This is a genomic window from Pseudoclavibacter chungangensis, from assembly GCF_013410545.1.
Lineage (GTDB): Bacteria > Actinomycetota > Actinomycetes > Actinomycetales > Microbacteriaceae > Pseudoclavibacter > Pseudoclavibacter chungangensis.
In genome coordinates, this window is record NZ_JACCFV010000001.1 from 3,683,728 (window position 1) to 3,702,344 (window position 18,617).

General features: G+C 72.0%; 16 protein-coding genes and 1 pseudogene. 13 read left to right on the forward strand and 4 right to left on the reverse strand.

Features of this window, described 5'->3' with window-relative positions; all coding sequences use genetic code 11:
- Positions 1 to 65: 65 nt before the first annotated feature.
- From HNR16_RS18680 to HNR16_RS16400, 7 genes and pseudogenes are all read left to right on the forward strand, one after another.
- Complete coding sequence (locus tag HNR16_RS18680) at positions 66 to 893, forward strand: ABC transporter permease (protein WP_158038910.1); 828 nt, start codon at positions 66 to 68, stop codon at positions 891 to 893.
- Positions 890 to 1,912, forward strand: coding sequence for an ABC transporter substrate-binding protein (locus HNR16_RS16375; protein ID WP_158038911.1), 1,023 nt, complete (start codon positions 890 to 892; stop codon positions 1,910 to 1,912). Before HNR16_RS18680 ends, HNR16_RS16375 begins: the two co-directional genes overlap by 4 nt.
- 27 nt (positions 1,913 to 1,939) lie before the next feature.
- Positions 1,940 to 3,205 (forward strand): DNA-methyltransferase, encoded by a 1,266-nt coding sequence (locus tag HNR16_RS16380; protein WP_158038912.1) that lies wholly within the window; start codon positions 1,940 to 1,942, stop codon positions 3,203 to 3,205.
- Between the two features lie 101 nt (positions 3,206 to 3,306).
- The gene (locus HNR16_RS16385; protein ID WP_225737719.1) at positions 3,307 to 3,903 is read left to right on the forward strand and encodes a TrmH family RNA methyltransferase; all 597 of its coding nucleotides are present in this window, start codon (positions 3,307 to 3,309) and stop codon (positions 3,901 to 3,903) included.
- Between the two features lie 88 nt (positions 3,904 to 3,991).
- Positions 3,992 to 5,509 (forward strand): annotated as a pseudogene (locus tag HNR16_RS16390) (bifunctional 3'-5' exonuclease/DNA polymerase); the annotation flags it as partial.
- 24 nt (positions 5,510 to 5,533) lie between these two features.
- Complete coding sequence (locus HNR16_RS16395) at positions 5,534 to 5,968, forward strand: DUF3151 domain-containing protein (protein ID WP_158038914.1); 435 nt, start codon at positions 5,534 to 5,536, stop codon at positions 5,966 to 5,968.
- Positions 5,969 to 6,058: 90 nt separating this feature from the next.
- Positions 6,059 to 7,345: an adenylosuccinate synthase gene (locus HNR16_RS16400; protein ID WP_158038915.1), complete on the forward strand. Its 1,287-nt coding sequence runs from the start codon at positions 6,059 to 6,061 to the stop codon at positions 7,343 to 7,345.
- 141 nt (positions 7,346 to 7,486) lie between these two features.
- On the opposite strand, the gene HNR16_RS16405 is transcribed toward HNR16_RS16400, so the two are convergent.
- On the reverse strand, positions 7,487 to 9,085 hold the full coding sequence (locus HNR16_RS16405) for a protein adenylyltransferase SelO (RefSeq protein ID WP_158038916.1): 1,599 nt from the start codon (positions 9,083 to 9,085) through the stop codon (positions 7,487 to 7,489).
- A 535-nt stretch (positions 9,086 to 9,620) separates the two neighbouring features.
- Positions 9,621 to 10,808: an ROK family protein gene (locus tag HNR16_RS16410; RefSeq protein WP_158038917.1), complete on the reverse strand. Its 1,188-nt coding sequence runs from the start codon at positions 10,806 to 10,808 to the stop codon at positions 9,621 to 9,623.
- Positions 10,809 to 10,968: 160 nt separating this feature from the next.
- Here HNR16_RS16410 and HNR16_RS16415 point away from each other — a divergent pair, with 160 nt between their 5' ends.
- The 5 genes from HNR16_RS16415 to HNR16_RS16435 all read left to right on the forward strand — a co-directional run bounded on the left by HNR16_RS16415 (position 10,969) and on the right by HNR16_RS16435 (position 17,342).
- On the forward strand, positions 10,969 to 12,510 hold the full coding sequence (locus tag HNR16_RS16415; RefSeq protein ID WP_158038918.1) for a sugar ABC transporter ATP-binding protein: 1,542 nt from the start codon (positions 10,969 to 10,971) through the stop codon (positions 12,508 to 12,510).
- Positions 12,511 to 12,857: 347 nt separating this feature from the next.
- Positions 12,858 to 13,775 carry an ABC transporter permease gene (locus tag HNR16_RS16420; RefSeq protein ID WP_225737720.1) on the forward strand — a complete coding sequence of 306 codons (918 nt, stop codon included), beginning with the start codon at positions 12,858 to 12,860 and terminating at the stop codon, positions 13,773 to 13,775.
- A 65-nt stretch (positions 13,776 to 13,840) separates the two neighbouring features.
- Positions 13,841 to 14,890 carry a substrate-binding domain-containing protein gene (locus tag HNR16_RS16425; protein WP_158038920.1) on the forward strand — a complete coding sequence of 350 codons (1,050 nt, stop codon included), beginning with the start codon at positions 13,841 to 13,843 and terminating at the stop codon, positions 14,888 to 14,890.
- An 82-nt stretch (positions 14,891 to 14,972) separates the two neighbouring features.
- On the forward strand, positions 14,973 to 16,175 hold the full coding sequence (locus HNR16_RS16430) for a Gfo/Idh/MocA family protein (protein ID WP_218868473.1): 1,203 nt from the start codon (positions 14,973 to 14,975) through the stop codon (positions 16,173 to 16,175).
- A gap of 162 nt (positions 16,176 to 16,337) precedes the next feature.
- Positions 16,338 to 17,342, forward strand: a complete 1,005-nt coding sequence (locus tag HNR16_RS16435; protein WP_158038921.1) for a sugar phosphate isomerase/epimerase family protein — start codon at positions 16,338 to 16,340, stop codon at positions 17,340 to 17,342.
- A 183-nt stretch (positions 17,343 to 17,525) separates the two neighbouring features.
- Here HNR16_RS16435 and HNR16_RS16440 read toward each other — a convergent pair whose 3' ends face one another.
- Together HNR16_RS16440 and HNR16_RS16445 are read right to left on the reverse strand one after the other, a co-directional pair.
- Entirely contained in the window at positions 17,526 to 17,900 is a 375-nt protein-coding gene (locus HNR16_RS16440) for a hypothetical protein (RefSeq protein ID WP_158038922.1), read from the reverse strand.
- A 112-nt stretch (positions 17,901 to 18,012) separates the two neighbouring features.
- Positions 18,013 to 18,150 (reverse strand): hypothetical protein, encoded by a 138-nt coding sequence (locus HNR16_RS16445; protein ID WP_179558313.1) that lies wholly within the window; start codon positions 18,148 to 18,150, stop codon positions 18,013 to 18,015.
- A 33-nt stretch (positions 18,151 to 18,183) separates the two neighbouring features.
- On the opposite strand from HNR16_RS16445, the gene HNR16_RS16450 reads away from it, so the two are divergent.
- Entirely contained in the window at positions 18,184 to 18,606 is a 423-nt protein-coding gene (locus HNR16_RS16450; protein WP_158038923.1) for an organic hydroperoxide resistance protein, read from the forward strand.
- Positions 18,607 to 18,617: the final 11 nt, after the last annotated feature.

Consider the following 18,617-nt stretch of genomic DNA (forward strand, 5'->3'; position numbering starts at 1 on the left):
TCGACGACGGTTCCTCCCGCGCTGCGCTGTGCGCGGTACCGGAGCCGCACGAGAGACCGGAGCCCATGCAGTCATCGCCGTTCAGCGCACGGAACGCGCGGGTGCTCGCACCCGTCGTGCTCGGATTCGTGGTGCTCGTGCTGTGGCAGCTCGCCTCCTGGGCCGGCCTCGTCGCCGAACAGTTCCTGCCCTCGCCGCTGCACCTCGCGGCACGGTTCTGGCGCGAGCTCACCGTCGGGCCGCTCCTGCCGTACGCCGGCACCACGCTGCTCGAGGCCGTCGTCGGATCGCTCATCGCGGTGCTCGTCGCAGTGCCGCTCGGGTACCTCGTCGCCCGCGTCCCCCTCGTCGACACGGCCGCGTCGCCCTACATCGCCGCCTCGCAGGCGATCCCCGCGATCGCCGTCGCGCCCCTGCTCGTGCTGTGGATCGGCTACGGCCTCGCACCGATCGCGATCCTGTGCGCGATCACCGCGTTCTTCCCGATGCTCATCACGACCGTCCTCGGCGTGCGCCAGCTCCCCGACGACGTCCTCGAGGCCGCCCGACTCGACGGCGCGAACACGTGGCAGACCCTCTGGTGGGTCGAGACGCCGCTCGCACTGCCGAGCGTGCTCGCCGGCATCCGTGCGGGCGTCACGCTCTCGATCACGGGGGCCGTCGTCGGTGAGTTCACGATGGGCGGCCAGGGGCTCGGCATGCTCCTCACCCTCCACCGCGACGCGAACGACACCGAGGGGCTCTTCGCGACGCTCCTCATGCTCATCGCGCTCGCCGTCGCACTCTTCACGGCGCTGCGACTCGTCGAGCTCTGGCTCGCGGTGCGCCACCCGAGGACCCCACTGCTCGTTCCAGAACCCGACCCCGACCCCGCTCACGGAGCCGCCTCATGAACACCACCAGTCTCCTCCGCGTCACCGCCGGCATCGGCGCCGCCGCCGCGCTCGTCGCGGGCCTCGCCGCCTGTCAGGGCGACGACGCGGGCGGCGATCTCGAATCGCTCACCGTCGGCCTGACGTACACCCCCAACGTGCAGTTCGCACCGTTCTACGTCGCCGAGAAGCTCGGCTACTTCGAGGAAGCGGGGCTCGACGTCGACCTGCGCCACCACGGCGAGGCCGAGGAACTCTTCGGCGCGCTCGCCTCCGACACCGAGCAGGTCGTCTTCGCGGGCGGCGACGAGATCATGCAGGGCCGCTCGACGGGCATCGACGTGACGTCGATCGGCACGCTCTACAACACCTACCCCGCGGTGCTCATCGTCCCCGAGGACTCCCCGATCCACAGCGCCGCCGACGTCCGCGGCCACACGATCGGCACGCCCGGACCGTACGGGCAGACGTACTTCGCGCTCCTCTCGCTGCTGCAGACGAACGGTCTCACGGTGTCCGACGTCGACATCCAGCACATCGGGTACACCCAGCAGGCCGCGCTCACATCCGGCAAGGTCGACGGCGTGATGGGCTTCGTGAACAACGACGCCGTGCAGTTCGCGGAGGCCGGCTTCCCGGTCCGCACGATCGAGGTCATGCCCGCCGACCACCAGCAGCTCGTCGGCCCCGCGATCGGCGCCACGCAGGCGACCGTGGACACGCGCGGCGAAGCCCTCACGGGGCTCATGACCGCCCTCGCCCGCGCGCTCGAGTACATGCGCTCCGACACGCAGGGCACGATCGACATCGCCGCCGAGTACATCCCGACGCTCGGCACCGACGAGGCGAAGGCGAGCGCGCTCGCGACGCTCGAGGCGACGCTGCCGCTGCTCGAACCGTACCCGGGCGCACCCCAGTTCGAGAACGACGCCGAGGTGTGGAGCGCCATGGCCACGTTCATGGCCGAGCAGCGCCTGCTCGGTGACGTCGCCGTCACGGCGGAGGAGTCGTACACGAACGCGTTCGTGCCGAGCTCGTAGGCGCGGCGGCGGCGATACGCTCGGAGCATGCCCCCCGCCGAACCGCCCGTCGTCGACGCCCGACGGACGGTGCCGCTGTGGCGCGCCGAGGGCCCCGATCTCGTCCTCCACGGCGACAACCTCGAGGCCATGCGCCGCCTGCCCGACGGCGCGTTCCAGCTCATCTACCTCGACCCGCCCTTCAACACGGGCAAGGTGCAGCGGCGCCGCAGCACGTGCGTCGAACGCGTCGACGAGCAGGTTTCGGAGGAGGGCGGGACGGGGGAGGGGACGCCGCCCGACGCCACCGTGGAGGCGGGGGACGCGGCCGCGCGGATCCTCGTCGGGCACGGCCGCGACGAGCTTGCTCGCGACGAGCGAGATCGTCACGGGCGGGATCGTGATGGGCGGGGCACGGCCGAGCCGGGCACCGTCGGGCGGGATGTCCCCGATGCCGATGCCGCTGCGTCGGCCTCGGCTCCCGCCGTCTCGACGCCCGCGACGAGGACCGGCTTCGCGGGTCGCAGCTACGCACACACGCTCGGGCTCGTGAGCGAGTTCAACGACTCGTTCGCCGACTACTGGGGGTTCCTCGAACCGCGGCTCGTCGAGGCGTGGCGGCTGCTCGCCCCGACCGGCACGCTCTACCTGCACCTCGACTACCGCGAATCGCACTACGCGAAGGTCGTGCTCGACGCGCTCGTCGGCCGAGACCGCTTCCTCAACGAGATCGTCTGGGCCTACGACTACGGCGCGAAGACGCGACGGCGGTGGCCGTCGAAGCACGAGACGATCCTCGTGTACGTGAAGGACCCGCAGCGCTACCACTTCGACTCGGCCGCGGTCGACCGGGAGCCGTACATGGCGCCCGGGCTCGTGACGCCCGAGCAGTTCGAGCGCGGGAAGCTCCCGACCGACGTGTGGTGGCACACGATCGTGTCGCCGACGGGTGGCGAGAAGACGGGGTACGCGACGCAGAAACCCGAGGGGATCCTGCGACGCATCGTGCAGGCGTCCTCGCGTGAGGGCGATTGGATCGCCGACTTCTTCGGCGGCTCGGGCACGACCGCGGCCGTCGCGCGCGCGCTCGGCCGTCGCGTCGTGACGGTCGACGATTCCGCCGAGGCGCTCGCGACGATGCGCCGTCGACTCGGGCCAGAGGGCGTCGAGTACCGCAAGCTCCAGCGGGAGGGCACGCGGTTGCTCTCGGCCGCCCCGCGACGGGCCTCGCCCCGTCGGGTGGGCGCGACACGGGCCGCCGAGCGGCCGACCGCCGCGGTGGGCCGTCCGTCGACATCGGTGAGCGACGCGTGAGCGGCGTGGACGGACCGCGCGACGCCGGACGCACGGAACCGGCCGAGGGCGATCCCGGAACGGACACGCCCGACCGGGCGGCACCGGCACCCCTCGGCGGCGTGGGGCCGTGGCCGGGTGGCCCCGAGGCGTGGCCCGACGAGCCGCGCTACGATCCCGAGCTGCTCGTGAACGGCGACACGCGGAACGTCGTCGACCGCTACCGGTACTGGTCCATGGACGCGATCGTCGCCGACCTCGACACGACGCGGCACCCCTTCCACGTCGCGATCGAGAACTGGCAGCACGACATGAACATCGGTTCGATCGTGCGCTCCGCCAACGCGTTCGCCGCCGAGACCGTCCACATCGTCGGACGCCGCCGCTGGAACAAGCGCGGCGCGATGGTCACCGATCGCTACCAGCACGTCGAACACCACGAGGACGTCGCGGCGCTCGTGCGCTTCGCGCGCGACGCGGGGCTGCCGATCATCGCGATCGACAACGTCCCCGGCAGTGTCCCCATCGAGACGACCCGGTTGCCCGAACGCTGCCTGCTGCTGTTCGGCCAGGAGGGGCCCGGCCTCTCGGCGGAGGCGATCGACGCCGCCGAGCAGGTGCTCGAGATCTCGCAGTTCGGGTCGACGCGCTCCATCAACGCCTCGGCCGCGGCGGCCGTCGCCATGCACGTGTGGGTGATGCAGCACGTCTTCCGCTGAGTCGCGCCCCGTCGTCGTCAGCCGCTCGGGTGCGCGGTTCCGGGTCGGCGCCGGCGACGACGAGCGCACGTTCGGCGACCGCGCCGCGTTCGCCGCATTCGTCGCGGCACGTGAACGCGAGCCCGAGCCCGTCGTGTGGGCGTGGGTCACGCGGGACATCGCGCCCGGCCTCCTCGACCGGGGCGTGCGGGTCGCGCGCTGCCACGACCTCGACCTCGTCGGTCGCATCCTCGTCGGCCGCGGCATGCTCGCGCCGGGCGACGAGCCCGAGCCGGTGACGCCCGCGCACGCGAACCCCGCGCCCGGCGGGGCCGCGCTGTTCGACGCCGACGAGGTCGAGCACGGTGAGGCGGACGACCACGACCGTCTCGTCGCCCGGCTCGACCGGCAGCTCGCGGCACTCGACCGTGCCCGCGACGGCGGTGCGCTGCGGGTGCTCGTCCGCGCCGAGTCGGCGGGCGCGCTCTGCGCGGCCGAGATGCGGCACGCGGGCCTCCCGTTCAGCGTCGACCGGCACGAGGAGGTCCTCCTCGACGTCCTCGGCCCGCGCGGCCCCGGCGGTCGGCCCGTGCACCTCGAGGAGGCGGGGGCGCTCGTGCGGGCCGCGCTCGGCGACCCGCGCGCATCCCTTGATTCACCGCGCGAGCTCGTGCGCGCCCTGCGACGCGCGGGGCTCGACGTCGAGACGTCGAGCAAGTGGGAGCTGTGGGGTGTCGATCATCCCGTCGTCGAGCCCCTCATGCGCTACCGGCACCTCTACCGGCTCCTCACCGCGAACGGCTGGGCCTGGCGCGCCGACTGGGTGCACGACGGGCGCTTCCGACCCGAGTACGTCCCGGGCGGCGTCGTCACCGGCCGATGGGCGACGAGCGGCGGCGGCGCGCTCCAACTCCCGCGCGAGATCCGTTCGGCCGCCGTCGCCGACCCGGGCTGGAAGCTCGTCGTCGCCGACGCCGCCCAGCTCGAACCGCGCATCCTCGCCGCCATGTCCGGCGACGTGGGGATGGCGCGCGCGGGTGCGGAGCGCGACATGTATCTCGCGTTCGTCGAGCGCGGCGTCGTACCCGACCGCGACAGCGCGAAGGTCGCACTGCTCGGCGCGATGTACGGCTCGACGACGGGACGGAGCGCGACGCTGCTGCCCTCGCTCGAACGCGCGTTCCCGCGGGCGATGGCGACGGTCGCGCACGCCGCCCGCCAGGGCGAACGCGGCGAGCAGGTCGCCACGTGGCTCGGCCGCACCTCGCCTGACGCCGCCCCCGGCGTGCGCCCGCGCGACCACGGCCGCTTCACCCGCAACTTCATCGTGCAGGGCACCGCCGCCGAATGGGCGCTCGTGTGGCTCGCCGGGCTCCGCTTCGCGCTCGCGCGCCTCACGGGCGCCGCATCACCCGCCGGGGCGCCGCTCGAATCGACGCCGCACCTGTGCTACTTCCTCCACGACGAGGTCGTCGTTCACACGCCCGAACGCCTCGCCGAGCGGGTCTCGGACACGATCAGGCAGGAGGCCGAACGCGCCGGGCGACTCCTGTTCGGCAACACGCCCGTCTCGTTCCCCGTCAGCATCGCGATCGTCGACGACTACGGGGCCGCCAAGGGCTCCTGAACGGCCGGCGCGATACCATGGAGTGTGATCGGAACGAACCTGCTCGGTATCCCCGAGACGCGACTCGCCGCTGAACCCGAGGTCCAGGCCGATCTCGAGGGGGCTGCGGACGACCAGCGGGGACTCGCCGAGATCGCCGCCAGGTACCCTTCGTCGAGCCTGGTCTGGGCCGCGCTCGCGGATGCGGCGCACCGCGAGCGCAACACGATCGGCGCGTACGCCTACGCGCGCGTCGGCTACCACCGCGGGCTCGACGCGCTCCGCAAAGCGGGTTGGCGCGGACAGGGCCCCGTGCCGTGGGCGCACGAGCCGAACCGGGGCGTGCTGCGGTCCTTCTTCGCGCTGCGCCGCGCCGCCGCCGAGATCGGCGAGGACGCCGAGGTCGAACGCCTCACGGCGCTCCTCGACGACGCCGATCCGCGCGCCGCCGCCGAGATCGAGGCGGGGATCCGGGACTAGCCCGGGAAGACCAGCAGGGGACGACGACGGAGCCGGCCCCGGAACACGCGCGTGTGCGTGACGGACCCAACACCAGAGAAGAGGGCGGACATGCCAGGAGTGGCGATCATCGGCGGCCAGTGGGGCGATGAGGGGAAGGGCAAGGCGACCGACCTTCTCGGCGACCGCATCGACTACGTCGTGAAGTTCAACGGCGGCAACAACGCGGGACACACGGTCGTGATCGGCGACGAGAAGTACGCGCTCCACCTCCTGCCGTCGGGCATCCTGAGCCCGGGCGTCGTGCCGGTCATCGGCAACGGCGTCGTCGTCGACCTCGACGTCCTGTTCCAGGAGATCGACGCGCTCGAGAGCCGCGGCATCGACACCTCGCGGCTGCGCGTCTCGGCCAACGCGCACGTCATCACGGGGTACCACACGACGATCGACAAGGTCACCGAGCGGTTCCTCGGCAAGCGCCAGATCGGCACGACGGGCCGCGGGATCGGCCCGACGTACGCCGACAAGATCAACCGCATCGGCATCCGCATCCAGGACCTCTTCGACGAGAACATCCTGCGCCAGAAGATCGAGGCGGCGCTGTTCCAGAAGAACCACCTGCTCGTGAAGGTGTACAACCGGCGGGCGATCACGGTCGACGAGATCTTCGAGCAGCTCATGACGCACGTCGAGCGCCTTCGCCCCATGGTCGCCGACACGCCCCTCGAGCTGCACCGCGCGCTCGCGGACGACAAGAACGTCGTGTTCGAGGCGGGCCAGGCGACGATGCTCGACGTCGACCACGGCACCTACCCGTTCGTGACCTCGTCGTCGGCGACGATCGGTGGCGCCCTCACGGGCTCCGGCCTCGGGCCGCAGGCGATCCACCGCGTGATCGGCATCGTGAAGGCCTACATCACGCGCGTCGGTGCGGGGCCGTTCCCGACCGAGCTGTTCGACGAGTGGGGCGACCTGCTCGCGGAGCGCGGTGGCGAGTACGGCACGACGACGGGGCGTCGCCGGCGCACGGGCTGGTACGACGCGCCGATCGCGCGCTACGCGGCGCGCATCAACGGCGTGACCGACTTCGTCATGACGAAGCTCGACGTGCTGAGCGGAATCGAGCGGATCCCGGTGTGTGTCGCGTACGACGTCGACGGTGTGCGCTTCGACGAGATGCCTATCAACCAGTCGGACTTCCACCACGCGAAGCCGATCTACGAGGAGTTCCCGGGCTGGGAGGAAGACCTTTCGGCCGCGCGCGAGTTCTCGGAGCTGCCGCGCAACGCGCAGGACTACGTGCTCGCGCTGGAGGAGATGTCGGGCGCCCGGATCTCGGCGATCGGCATCGGCCCGAAGCGCGACCAGATCATCCAGCGCCACGACCTGCTGGGCTGACCCGCCCGGACCCGACTCGACCCGACCCGACCCGACCCGACCCGACCGCGCCCCGGTCGGGACACACGGCAATGAATCCAGCCGGGTTGTTGCTACCGGGCCGCGGCCCGGTAGCAACAACCCGGCTGGATCCGGCCGTGGTCAGGTGCCGCAGAACGTCCGGTGCGCGGGCGAGCCGGCGGGGGCGGGTTCGGCCAGGTCCTCGAGTCCGCCGCGCTCCGTGAACGGCGACGTCACCGCGGCGACGAGGCGCGTGACGGCCGTGAGGTCGCCCGACGACGCCTGATCGAGGGCCGACTCGACGACGTGGTTGCGCGGGATGTAGACCGGGTTCGTGCGGCGGATCGTCGCGGCGTCGGGCGCGTTCGCGCGCCACTCGTGCAGCCACGCGTCGAGCGCCCGCTGCGTCGCCGACGGCTCGGGATCCGCGGTGCCACCTGCGGCTGAGGCTCCGGCCGGGCCGTCCCCGAACGCATCGGACGTCCCGTCGTCGTCCTGCGCCCGCGTGAACCGTCCGCGCAGTGCGGACTCGTCGCCCTCGGCAGCCGCCGCGAGGGCGCGGAAGGCGCCTGTGAAATCGACGCGCGCCCCGGCCAGCAGGGCGAGGAATCGCTCGGTGAGATCGTCGACGACGGCGTCCGGCACGCCGCGTGAGAGGCCGAGCTTGGCACGGAACGCGTGTCGTCGTTCATCACGGTATGCGGGTTCGAACCCCGCGACGACCTCCGCCGCGACGGCGCGCCCGGCGGTCTCGTCGTCGCCGAGGAGCGGGGCGAGGGCATCGCCGAGGCGGGCCAGGTTCCAGGCGGCGATCGGCGGCTGCTCGCCGTAGGCGTACCGGCCGTAGCGGTCGATCGAACTGAACCAGACGTTCGGGTCGTAGCCGTCGAGGAACGCGCACGGGCCGTAGTCGATCGTCTCGCCCGAGATCGTCGTGTTGTCGGTGCTCATGACGCCGTGGACGAACCCGAGGGACATCCAGGCGGCGGTGAGGCGCGCGTGCGCGGCGACGATCTCGGTCAGGAGCGAGCGGTAGGGGTCGGCGCTCCCGGCCACGTGCGGGTAGAGCGTAGCGACGGCGTGATCCGCCGTCCGGCGCAGCAACGCGTTGTCGCCCAGTGCGTGCACGTATTCGAACGTGCCGACGCGCAGGTGGCTGCGCGCGACGCGGGCGAGCACGGCGCCGGGCAGTTCGGAGTCGGGCACCGGGGTGTCGCGATGGATCGTGGCGCCCGTGCCGATGACCGCGAGCGCCCTCGTGGTCGGCACCCCGAGCGCGTGCATCGCCTCGCCGAACACGTACTCGCGCAGCATCGGCCCGACGGCCGCGAAGCCGTCGTTGCCGCGCGACATCTCGGTCGGGCCGGTGCCCTTCAGGTGCAGATCGCGCACGGTGCCGTCGCGGTGGGCGAGCTCGCCGAGGAGCAGGGCCCGGCCGTCCCCGAGCCGTGGCCGGAAGGCGCCCCACTGGTGCCCGGCGTAGACCTGCGCGACGGGTGTCGCGCCGGGCGGCACGTCCTGCCCGGTCAGGAACCGGATACCGGCATCCGTGGCGAGCTCGTCGGGATCGAGCGCGAGGTCGTCCGCGAGCGAGCGATTGAGCGCGACGAGCGTCGGCGCGGGCGTCGACCGCCCGCGCGCGGCGATCGCGAGCTCCGGGAGCGCGTCGGCGAAGCGCGAGCCGAGCGTCGCGGGACCGGTCGGTGCGGGCCGGTGCTCGTGCGTGGTCGGCAGGGTCATGCGGGGAGCGTAGTTCCGGGCGGACGCGCACGGCGAGCGGGAGGGCCGATGTGACGACACGCGACGCAATGTGTGCCGCCACCGGGCGCGCCTGACGGGTACCGCCGGCGAACGCCGCCGGCGGGCGAAGAAGCCGGGCACTGCCGCCGCGCACAGTCGCGGGGCGAAGCAGCGGGGTACCGCCGCCGCGCACGGCCACGGGGCGAAGCAACCGGGCGCTGCCGCCGGCCACGGGGCGAGGCGGCCGGGCGCTGGCGCCGCGCACGCCCACGGGGCGAGGCGGCCGGGCGCTGCCGTCGCGCGCATCAGCTGCGCGTGGCGACACCCCGTTCGAACGTCAGGATGAGGCGCGGTGCCGCGAACCCAGCCGGGTTGTTGCTACCGGGCCCGCGGCCCGGTAGCAACAACCCGGCTGGATCGGGTGGGTGGCGGAACGGAACAGCGCGGACCAGGGCGGGGCCGAGCGGACACAGGTTGGGTTGGGCAAGGCAGGGCGAAGCAGGGCCCGGCGGGAGGGGTGGGTGGCGCCGGCCGCTCAGCCCAGGCGTTCGTCGAGGGCCTGGGGGGACAGCACGTGATCGACCGCGAGCGCGCTCGCGCCCAGGATGCCCGCGTCGGTACCCGCGACCGAGGCCACGAGTCGCAGATCATGCGTCGCGAGCGGCAGCGAGCGCTTGTAGACCACCTCGCGGATGCCCGCGAGCAACTGTTCGCCCGCCTCCGCGAGGCCGCCGCCGACGACGATCATCGACGGATTCACCATGCTCACGCACGCCGCGAGCACGGTCCCGACGTCGCGCCCCGCCCGCCGCATCGCACGCGCCGCCGCGCGATCGCCGCCGCGGACGAGCGCGACGATCTCGGCGCTCCCCGTCACCTCGATGCCCTCCTCGGCGAGCGCGGCGGCGATCGCCTCGCTGCCCGCGACCGCCTCGAGACAGCCAGTGTTGCCGCATCGACAGGGCACGGCGGGGGCACCGTCGACCGCGATGTGGCCGATGTCGCCCGCGGACCCCTTGGCGCCGCGCCGCAGCGAGCCGTCGGAGATGATGCCGGCACCGATGCCGGTCGCGACCTTCACGAACAGCAGGTCGTCGATGTCGGGCCAGCTCGATCGGTGCTCGCCGAGCGCCATGAGGTTCACGTCGTTGTCGACGAGGACCGGCACCGCGAAGTGCTCGTGGACGATGCCGGGGACGTCTGCGCCGTCCCAGCCGGGCATGATCGGTGGGTTGATGGGCCGTCCGGCGGAGAACTCGACGGGGCCCGGGATGCCGACGCCGATGCTCACGAGCGACGAGCGCTCGCGGCCGGCCTCGGCCAACAGTTCATCGCCGAGCGCGCAGACGAGGCCGAGAACGTGTGTGGGCCCGAGGTCCATGCGGATCGCGGTCTCGGCGACCGCGAGCACGTTCGACGCGAGGTCGGTGAGTGCGACGCGGGCGTGCGTCGCGCCGAGATCGACGGCGAGCACGACGCGGACCTCGGGCGAGAACGCGAAGGTCGCGGGGGGACGGCCGCCCGTCGACTGGGCCTCGCCCGTCGCCGAGACGAGGCCTGCGGCGAGGAGCAGCTCGACGCGCGCGGCGATCGTCGAGCGTGCCTGGCCCGTCGTCGAGGCGAGCTCTGCGCGCGTTCGCGGCGCGCCGTCACGCAACAGTTGGAACAACTCGCCGACGCCCGTCGCGCGGGCTGCCGGCCGAGTGGGGCGTTCGATCGCCATGCGTGGCCCTCCGTTCCGGGTTCCGTACCGTGTGCTGTGCGGAAACGCTACCCCGTCGTGGCGCTCCGCCGCCCACTTCTGTCAGTGAGGTCGAATAATTGTGCATCAAGTCGCCAACTTTTGCTTGCTTAGCAACAGAAGTCTCGGTAGCGTGCCCCACATGGTCAACGCCGACCCCGCCACACCCCACGTCCCTGCGTCGCAGCCGATCCTCGAGATGCGCGCCATCGTCAAGCAGTTCCCCGGAGCGCGCGCCCTCGACGGCGTCGACCTCGAGGTGCTGCCCGGCGAGGTGCACTGCCTGCTCGGCCAGAACGGTGCGGGCAAGTCCACGCTCATCCGCGTGCTCTCGGGCGCGCACCAGCCCACCGAGGGCGAGCTGTTCCTCGACGGCGAGCGCGTCGAGCTCCCGACGCCGATCGCCGCGATCGCCGCGGGCATCGCGACCATGTACCAGGAACTCGACGTCGTCGACGGGCTGAGCGTCGCCGAGAACGTCTTCCTCGGGCACGAGCTGCAGACCGCCGGCGTCACGCGCCGGGCCGATGCGGGGCACCGGACTGCACAGCTGCTCGAACGCCTGGGACACCCCGAGATCTCGCCCGACCGCGAGGTCGGGCAGCTGCCGGCCGCGGGCAAGCAGATCGTGTCGATGGCCCGGGCCCTCTCGCACGATGCCCGTGTCATCATCATGGACGAGCCCTCCGCCGTGCTCGACGCCGAAGAGGTCGCGAACCTGTTCCGCGTCGTCGAGCAGCTCACGCGCGACGGCGTCGCGATCGTCTACATCTCGCACCGACTCGAGGAGATCCGCGCGATCGGTGACCGCATCACGGTGCTCAAGGACGGTCGGACCGTCGCCCAGAATCTCCCCGTCGCCGACACGCCGACGCGAGAGCTCATCACGCTCATGACGGGCCGCTCCGTCGAGCACGCGTTCCCCGCCAGGCCCGGTATCGCGGCCGAGGCGGCCGCGGTGCTGCGCGTCGAGGGCCTCACGCTCCAGGGCACGTTCCGGGACGTCGATCTGACGGTCGCGGCTGGCGAGATCGTCGGGCTCGCAGGGCTGGTCGGGTCGGGCCGCTCGGAGATCCTCGAGACGATCGCCGGGGCCCGTCGCCGGACGGGCGGCAGCGTGTCGGTCGACGGTCGACGGCTGCGTCCCGGGTCGGTCAGCGCCGCGGTCGACGCGGGTGTCGGCCTCGCGCCCGAGGAGCGGAAGAGCCAGGGCCTCATCCTCGACGAGCCCGTCTACCGGAACATCACGCTCTCCACGTTCGCTCGCTTCGCGCGGTGGGGACTCCTCCGCGAGGGTGCCGAGCGTGCCGCCGCCGACGAGCAGGCCTCGTCCCTCGAACTGCGTCCGACGGGCGTCGAGCGCGAGATCCGCACGCTCTCGGGCGGCAACCAGCAGAAGGCGATGCTCGCCCGGTGGCTCGTCCACGGCTGCCGGGTACTCCTGCTCGACGAGCCGACCCGCGGCGTCGACGTCGGCGCCCGAGCCGAGATCTACGCACTCATCCGACGGCTCGCGGACGAGGGCACCGCGGTCGTGGTCGTGTCGAGCGAGATCCCCGAGGTCCTGGGGCTCGCCGACCGGGTGCTCGTCGTCGCCGACGGCGAGATCGTCCACCGCGGCCCCGCCGACGAACTCGACGAGCACGCCGTACTCGACATGGTGATGGAAGGCAGCGCAGCATGAGCAGGAGCACCCCCGGCCCGTACGGCCCGAAATCGGGACCCGGCACGGGTGACGACCGCGACGCGGGACGGGCCACGCCCGACGAGACCGGGCCCGCCGTGGCCGCGTCCGCGCCGGCCGAGCACGCCACCGTGGACGACGCGCCCACGCTCGGGAAGCGCGCAGCCGGTGCCACCGACGCCGCACCGGCGCCCGCGCTCGGGAAGCATGCTGCCGCGGACGCCGTCGTCCCCGAGACGCCGCCCGCCGCCGACGAGAGCGCGCGCGTCGAACGTGCGGGCGCTGCGGCGGTCCGCGAGCGGCGAGGCTTCCTCCGGGGCTCCTCGGCCCGCAACCTCGGCCTCGTCATCGCCCTCGTCGTCCTCGTCATCGCGGGCACCGTGACGGCGGGCGAGCGCTTCGCGAGCATCGACAACCTCATGGTGGTCCTGAGCCTCGCCTCGGTCATCGGCGTCCTCTCGATCGGCATGACGTTCGTCATCACGGCGGGCGGCATCGACCTGTCGGTCGGCTCGGTCCTCGGGCTCGCGTCCGTGTGGGCCACGACCCTGTCGACGCAGGCGTACGCCGAGGCGTTCGGCTGGGGCGTCATCGTCCTCACCGCCCTCCTCGTCGGGCTCGGGGCGGGGCTGCTCAACGGCATCCTCATCGCCTACGGCCGCGTCGTCGCGTTCATCGCGACGCTCGCGATGATGGTCGCGGCGCGCGGCTTCGCCGAGCTCATCGCGCAGCGGCGCACGCATGTCGTCGACGTCGACTCGTTCCTCGACACCTTCCGCGGCAACCTCCTCGGCGTCCCCGTCATCGTCTGGATCTTCGCGGCCGTCGCCGTCGGCGGCTGGTTCCTCCTCAACCGCACGACGTTCGGACGCCGCACGGTCGCCGTCGGCGGCAACCCCGAGGCCGCGCGCCTCGCGGGCATCAAGGTCAAGCGGCACACGATGTACATCTACGCACTGTGCGGCCTCACCGCCGGCATCGGCGCGGTCATGATGCTCGCCCGCACGACGGCGGGATCGTCCACGAACGGCATGCTCTACGAGCTCGACGCGATCGCCGCGGTCGTCGTCGGCGGCACGCTCCTCGTCGGCGGCCGGGGCACGATCGTCGGCACCGTGCTCGGCGTCCTCATCTTCGCGACCCTCACGAACGTGTTCATCCAGAACAACCTCGACAGCTCGGTGCAGGCCATCGCCAAGGGCGCGATCATCATCGTCGCCGTGCTCCTGCAGCAGCGCTTCTCCCGGAAGAACGCGACGAGCTGACCCATCCCGACGACCCCATCCCCCACCACACAACCGACCGACGGACGGCATCGAAGGAGATCCCCATGTCCACCACAACCTCCCGCAGGCGCCGCCTGCTCGGCATCGCCGCGACGGGCGCCACCGCACTCCTGCTGCTCACCGGCTGCCTGTCCAACACACCCGCCGCGGAACAGAACACGGGCGGCAACGAGACCACGACCGACAACGACGCACCGGGCGAGAAGATCGTCATCGGCTTCTCGGCACCCGCCGCCGACCACGGCTGGATGGGCGCCATCACGACCGCCGCCGAGGCCGAGGCGGCGAACTACGAGGACGTCGAGCTGCGCGTCGCGGAGGGCACGAACGACGTGAACCTCCAGATCAGCCAGGTCGAGGGATTCATCAACGACGGCGTCGACGCGATCGTGCTGCTGCCGTTCGACGGTGCGGCCCTGACCGAGGTCGCGATCAAGGCCATGAACGCGGGCATCCCCGTCATCAACGTCGACCGCGAGTTCACGAGCCCGTTCGCGGCCCGCACGACCGTGCTCGGCGACAACTACGGCATGGGCGTGAGCGCGGGGACGTACATCTGCGAACAGCTCAAGGACACGCCGGACGCCGTCGTCGCGGAGATCGCCGGTATCGACTCGCTGCCGCTCACGCAGGACCGCAGCACGGGCTTCGCGGATGCGCTCGACGACTGCGGCCTGAAGGTCTCCAACCGCGTCGCCGCCGACTTCACGGTGCAGGGCGGCGAGCAGGCGGCGTCGAGCCTCCTGCAGGCGGCGCCGAAGATCGACGCGATCTGGAACCACGACGACGACCAGGGCGTGGGCGTGCTCGCCGCCATCGAGAACGCGAACCGCAGCGAGTTCTTCCTCGTCGGCGGCGCCGGATCGGCGAACATGATGCGCGAGATCCAGGAGGGCACCGGTGTCGTGCGGGCGACCGTCGTCTATCCGGCCACCCAGGCCGCGGACGGCGTGAAGCTCGCGCGCCTCATCGCGAACGACCGCTCGCTCGGCGACCTCGAGTCGCACAGTGTGCCGCGCCTCATCCAGCTGTACGCACCGGTCGTGACGAAGGACAACGTGGCGGAGTACCTCGACACCGCGTTCGAGTCCTGACCCCACCCCGTACACGGCACCGCTCCGGGGCCGGCCCGCGCGGCCTGCCCCGGGTGGCGGTACCGATGAGAAGGAGCACACGATGCAGCAGGACAACAGGCCGACGCTCGGGGTCGGAATGGTCGGGTACGCGTTCATGGGCGCGGCGCACTCGCAGGCGTGGCGCACCGCCCCGCGCTTCTTCGACCTGCCGCTCGATCCGCGCATGCGGGTCGTCGCGGGGCGCGACGCCGATGCGGTCGAGCGGGCGGCGAGGCGGCTCGGCTGGGAGGAGTCGACGACCGATTGGCACACGCTCCTCGAACGGGACGACGTGCAGCTCGTCGACGTGTGCACGCCGGGTGACACGCACGCCGAGATCGCGATCGCCGCGCTCGGGGCCGGTAAGCACGTCCTGTGCGAGAAGCCGCTCGCCAATTCGGTCGCGGAGGCCGAGCGCATGGTCGACGCGGCGGAGGCCGCGTGGCGCACCAACGGCACGCTCGCGATGGTCGGGTTCACCTACCGGCGCGTCCCGGCCGTGCAACTCGCCCGTGAGCTCGTCGCCGACGGGCGCATCGGGCGCATCCGTCACGTGCGCGCGCAGTACCTGCAGGACTGGCTCGCCGACGAGACGGCCCCGCTCACGTGGCGATTGCAGAAGGAGAAGGCCGGCTCCGGTGCGCTCGGCGACATCGGCGCCCACATCGTCGACCTCGCCGCGTTCATCACGGGTGAGCGCCTGACGGGGGTGTCGGCCCTCACGACGACGTTCGTGACCGAACGTCCGCTCGCCGTCGGACGCGCCGGCATCGCGGGGGAGGGGGACACCGGGACTGGGGAGGTCACGGTCGACGACGCCGCCGTGTTCTTCGGCCGCCTGTCGGGCGGCGGCACGGCGTCGTTCGAGGCCACCCGCTACGCGACCGGGCGCAAGAACGCGATCCGCATCGAGATCAGCGGAGACCGCGGCGCGCTCGCCTTCGACTTCGAGGACATGAACGTGCTCGAGTACTTCGACGCCCGGGAACCGGGGCGCACGGCCGGGTTCCGTCGTATCCTCGTCACCGAGCCCGATCACCCCTACACGGGTGCCTGGTGGCCCGCCGGTCACGGGCTCGGCTACGAGCACGCGTTCACGCACCAGGTCGTCGATCTCGTCGGCGACATCGCTGCCGGACGTCCCCCGCACCCGAGCTTCGCCGACGGCCTCGCCGTGCAGCGTGTGCTCGATGCGGTCGAGCGCAGTTCCGCGGACGGCAGCCGGTGGATCGACATCCCGGCGCCCGACGACTCGACGGACTGACCGGACGGCGGGCGGCGTCCACGCCCGAGCATCGCACCACGAGTCGGGCCCGACCGGACGGACGACGTCGGGCCCGGCGCGCACCATCGACCACGAAGCGGACACCCACCCGAGTGGGCCGATCGAACATCGCCCGATCACACAGCGAAGGAGCTGAACGACATGGCACGCCCCATCACCCTGTTCACCGGCCAGTGGGCCGACCTCCCGTTCGAGGAGGTCGTCGCCCTCGCATCCGAGTGGGGCTACGACGGTCTCGAGATCGCCTGCTGGGGTGACCACCTCGACCCGTGGCGCTGGGACGACGACGCGTACGTCGAGGGCCGCGAACGGCTCCTCGCGGAGCACGGTCTCGCGGTGCACGCGATCTCGAACCACCTCAAGGGCCAGATCGTGTGCGACGATCCCATCGACCAGCGGCACCGCGACATCGTCTCCGACCGGGTGTGGGGCGACGGCGAGCCCGAGGGCGTGCGGCAGCGCGCCGCCGAGGAGCTGAAGCACACCGCACGACTCGCGGCGCGGCTCGGCGCGGGCGTCGTGACGGGCTTCACGGGCTCGTCGATCTGGAAGTACGTCGCGATGTTCCCGCCCGTCACGCAGGCGGCGATCGACGCCGGGTACCAGGACTTCGCCGACCGCTGGAACCCGATCATCGACGTCTTCGACGAGGTCGGTGTCCGGTTCGCGCTCGAGGTGCATCCGAGCGAGATCGCCTACGACTACTGGACGACGCAGCGCACGCTCGAGGCGATCGGACACCGCGAGGGATTCGGCTTGAACTGGGACCCGAGCCACATGGTGTGGCAGGAAATCGACCCCGTCGGCTTCCTGTGGGACTTCCGCGACCGCATCTACCACGTGCACTGCAAGGACACGAAGAAGCGGCTCGCGAACGGCCGCAACGGTCGGCTCTCGTCGCACCTCGCGTGGGCCGACCCGCGGCGCGGGTGGGACTTCATCTCGACCGGGCACGGCGACGTCCCCTGGGAGGACGCGTTCCGCATGCTCGGGGCGATCGGGTACGCAGGGCCGCTCTCGGTCGAGTGGGAGGACGCGGGCATGGACCGTCTCGTGGGGGCCCCCGAAGCGCTCGCGTTCGTGCGTCGACTCGCGTTCGAGCCACCGGCGGCCGCGTTCGATGCGGCGTTCTCCACACGGCAGTAGCGAACGGCGTCGGACCGAACGCGATCGGTCGCCGGACGGCACCCTGCCGACTCGAGTGGACGCGCGCGCACGGCAACGCGCCGGGGCGTCACCTGATCGGTGACGCCCCGGCGCGTTCGTGCAAGAGCGAGCGGGTGCCGGCCACTCCCTGGGAGCCGGCACCCGCGCTCCCCGTACTGGCGGTCACACGGTGTCGGCGGCCGCGCGCGATGTCCCCCGACGACGCGCATTGCGACCGGCATCACCCCAGATGAAGGTGACCTCGTCCTCCGAATGGGAGACGATCAGCGGGGCCTGACCCGCCGTCGCGACCGCGGCCGTGTGTTCGCGCTCGCGAGGGCGGATGAATGTGAGGAGGAGTGCGACGACGCACAGGACGACGCCGACGGTCACCTCCACGAGTGGCGCGAGGTCAGGGACCTCGAGCGTCGAGGAATCGAGCATGCTGCCCTGCACGACGATGCCGTGCCCCCACATCTGCATGATGCCGAGGGTCACGAGCCCGAGACCGATCACGCCCGCGATGATGGGCAGCACGACGGTTCGGAAGCGGCGCATGATGCGTCCTCTCGGGAGGAAATCGGGGTGATGCAGACCATCATGCGCCCATCACCCGGCCCTGTCATCCCGTGTCGGGCGAGTGATGCTCATCCGAAGGGATGAACCCGCGCTACACCGCTCGGGATGGGATGTACTGCCCCTGGCGTCCCGGCTCCGAGCATGCGAGGATCCCGTGCTCCGCCCGGCCGCCCGCCGCGAGCCCGAGATCGTGGTCGCGGTCGACGATGCACGCGGTCGGCATTCCCATGGAGGTGACGGGCGGCTGTGACAGGCTGCCGCCATGGATACCGTGTACACCGCAATCGCACACGCTACGGGCGGGGGACGCGACGGCCACGTCCGCTCCGAGTCCGACCGCCTCGACCTCGACCTGCGTCCGCCCAAGGAGATGGGCGGCTCGGGGGAGGGGACGAACCCCGAGGAACTCTTCGCCGCAGGCTACGCGGGCTGCTTCCTCGGCGCCTTCCACGCAGCGGGCAAGCAGCTTGGCAAGGACACGAGCGACGCCGCCGTCTCGACGTCCGTCGGGATCGGCAAGCGCGAACCCACGGGGTTCCAGCTCACCGTCACCCACGACGTCTACGCCCCGCACCTCACGGCGGACGAGACGCGCGAGGTCGCCCGCGTCGCGCACGAGGACATCTGCCCGTACTCGCACGCCACGCGCGGCAACGTCGACGTCACCATCAACGTCGTCGAGTAGCCACGACCGGC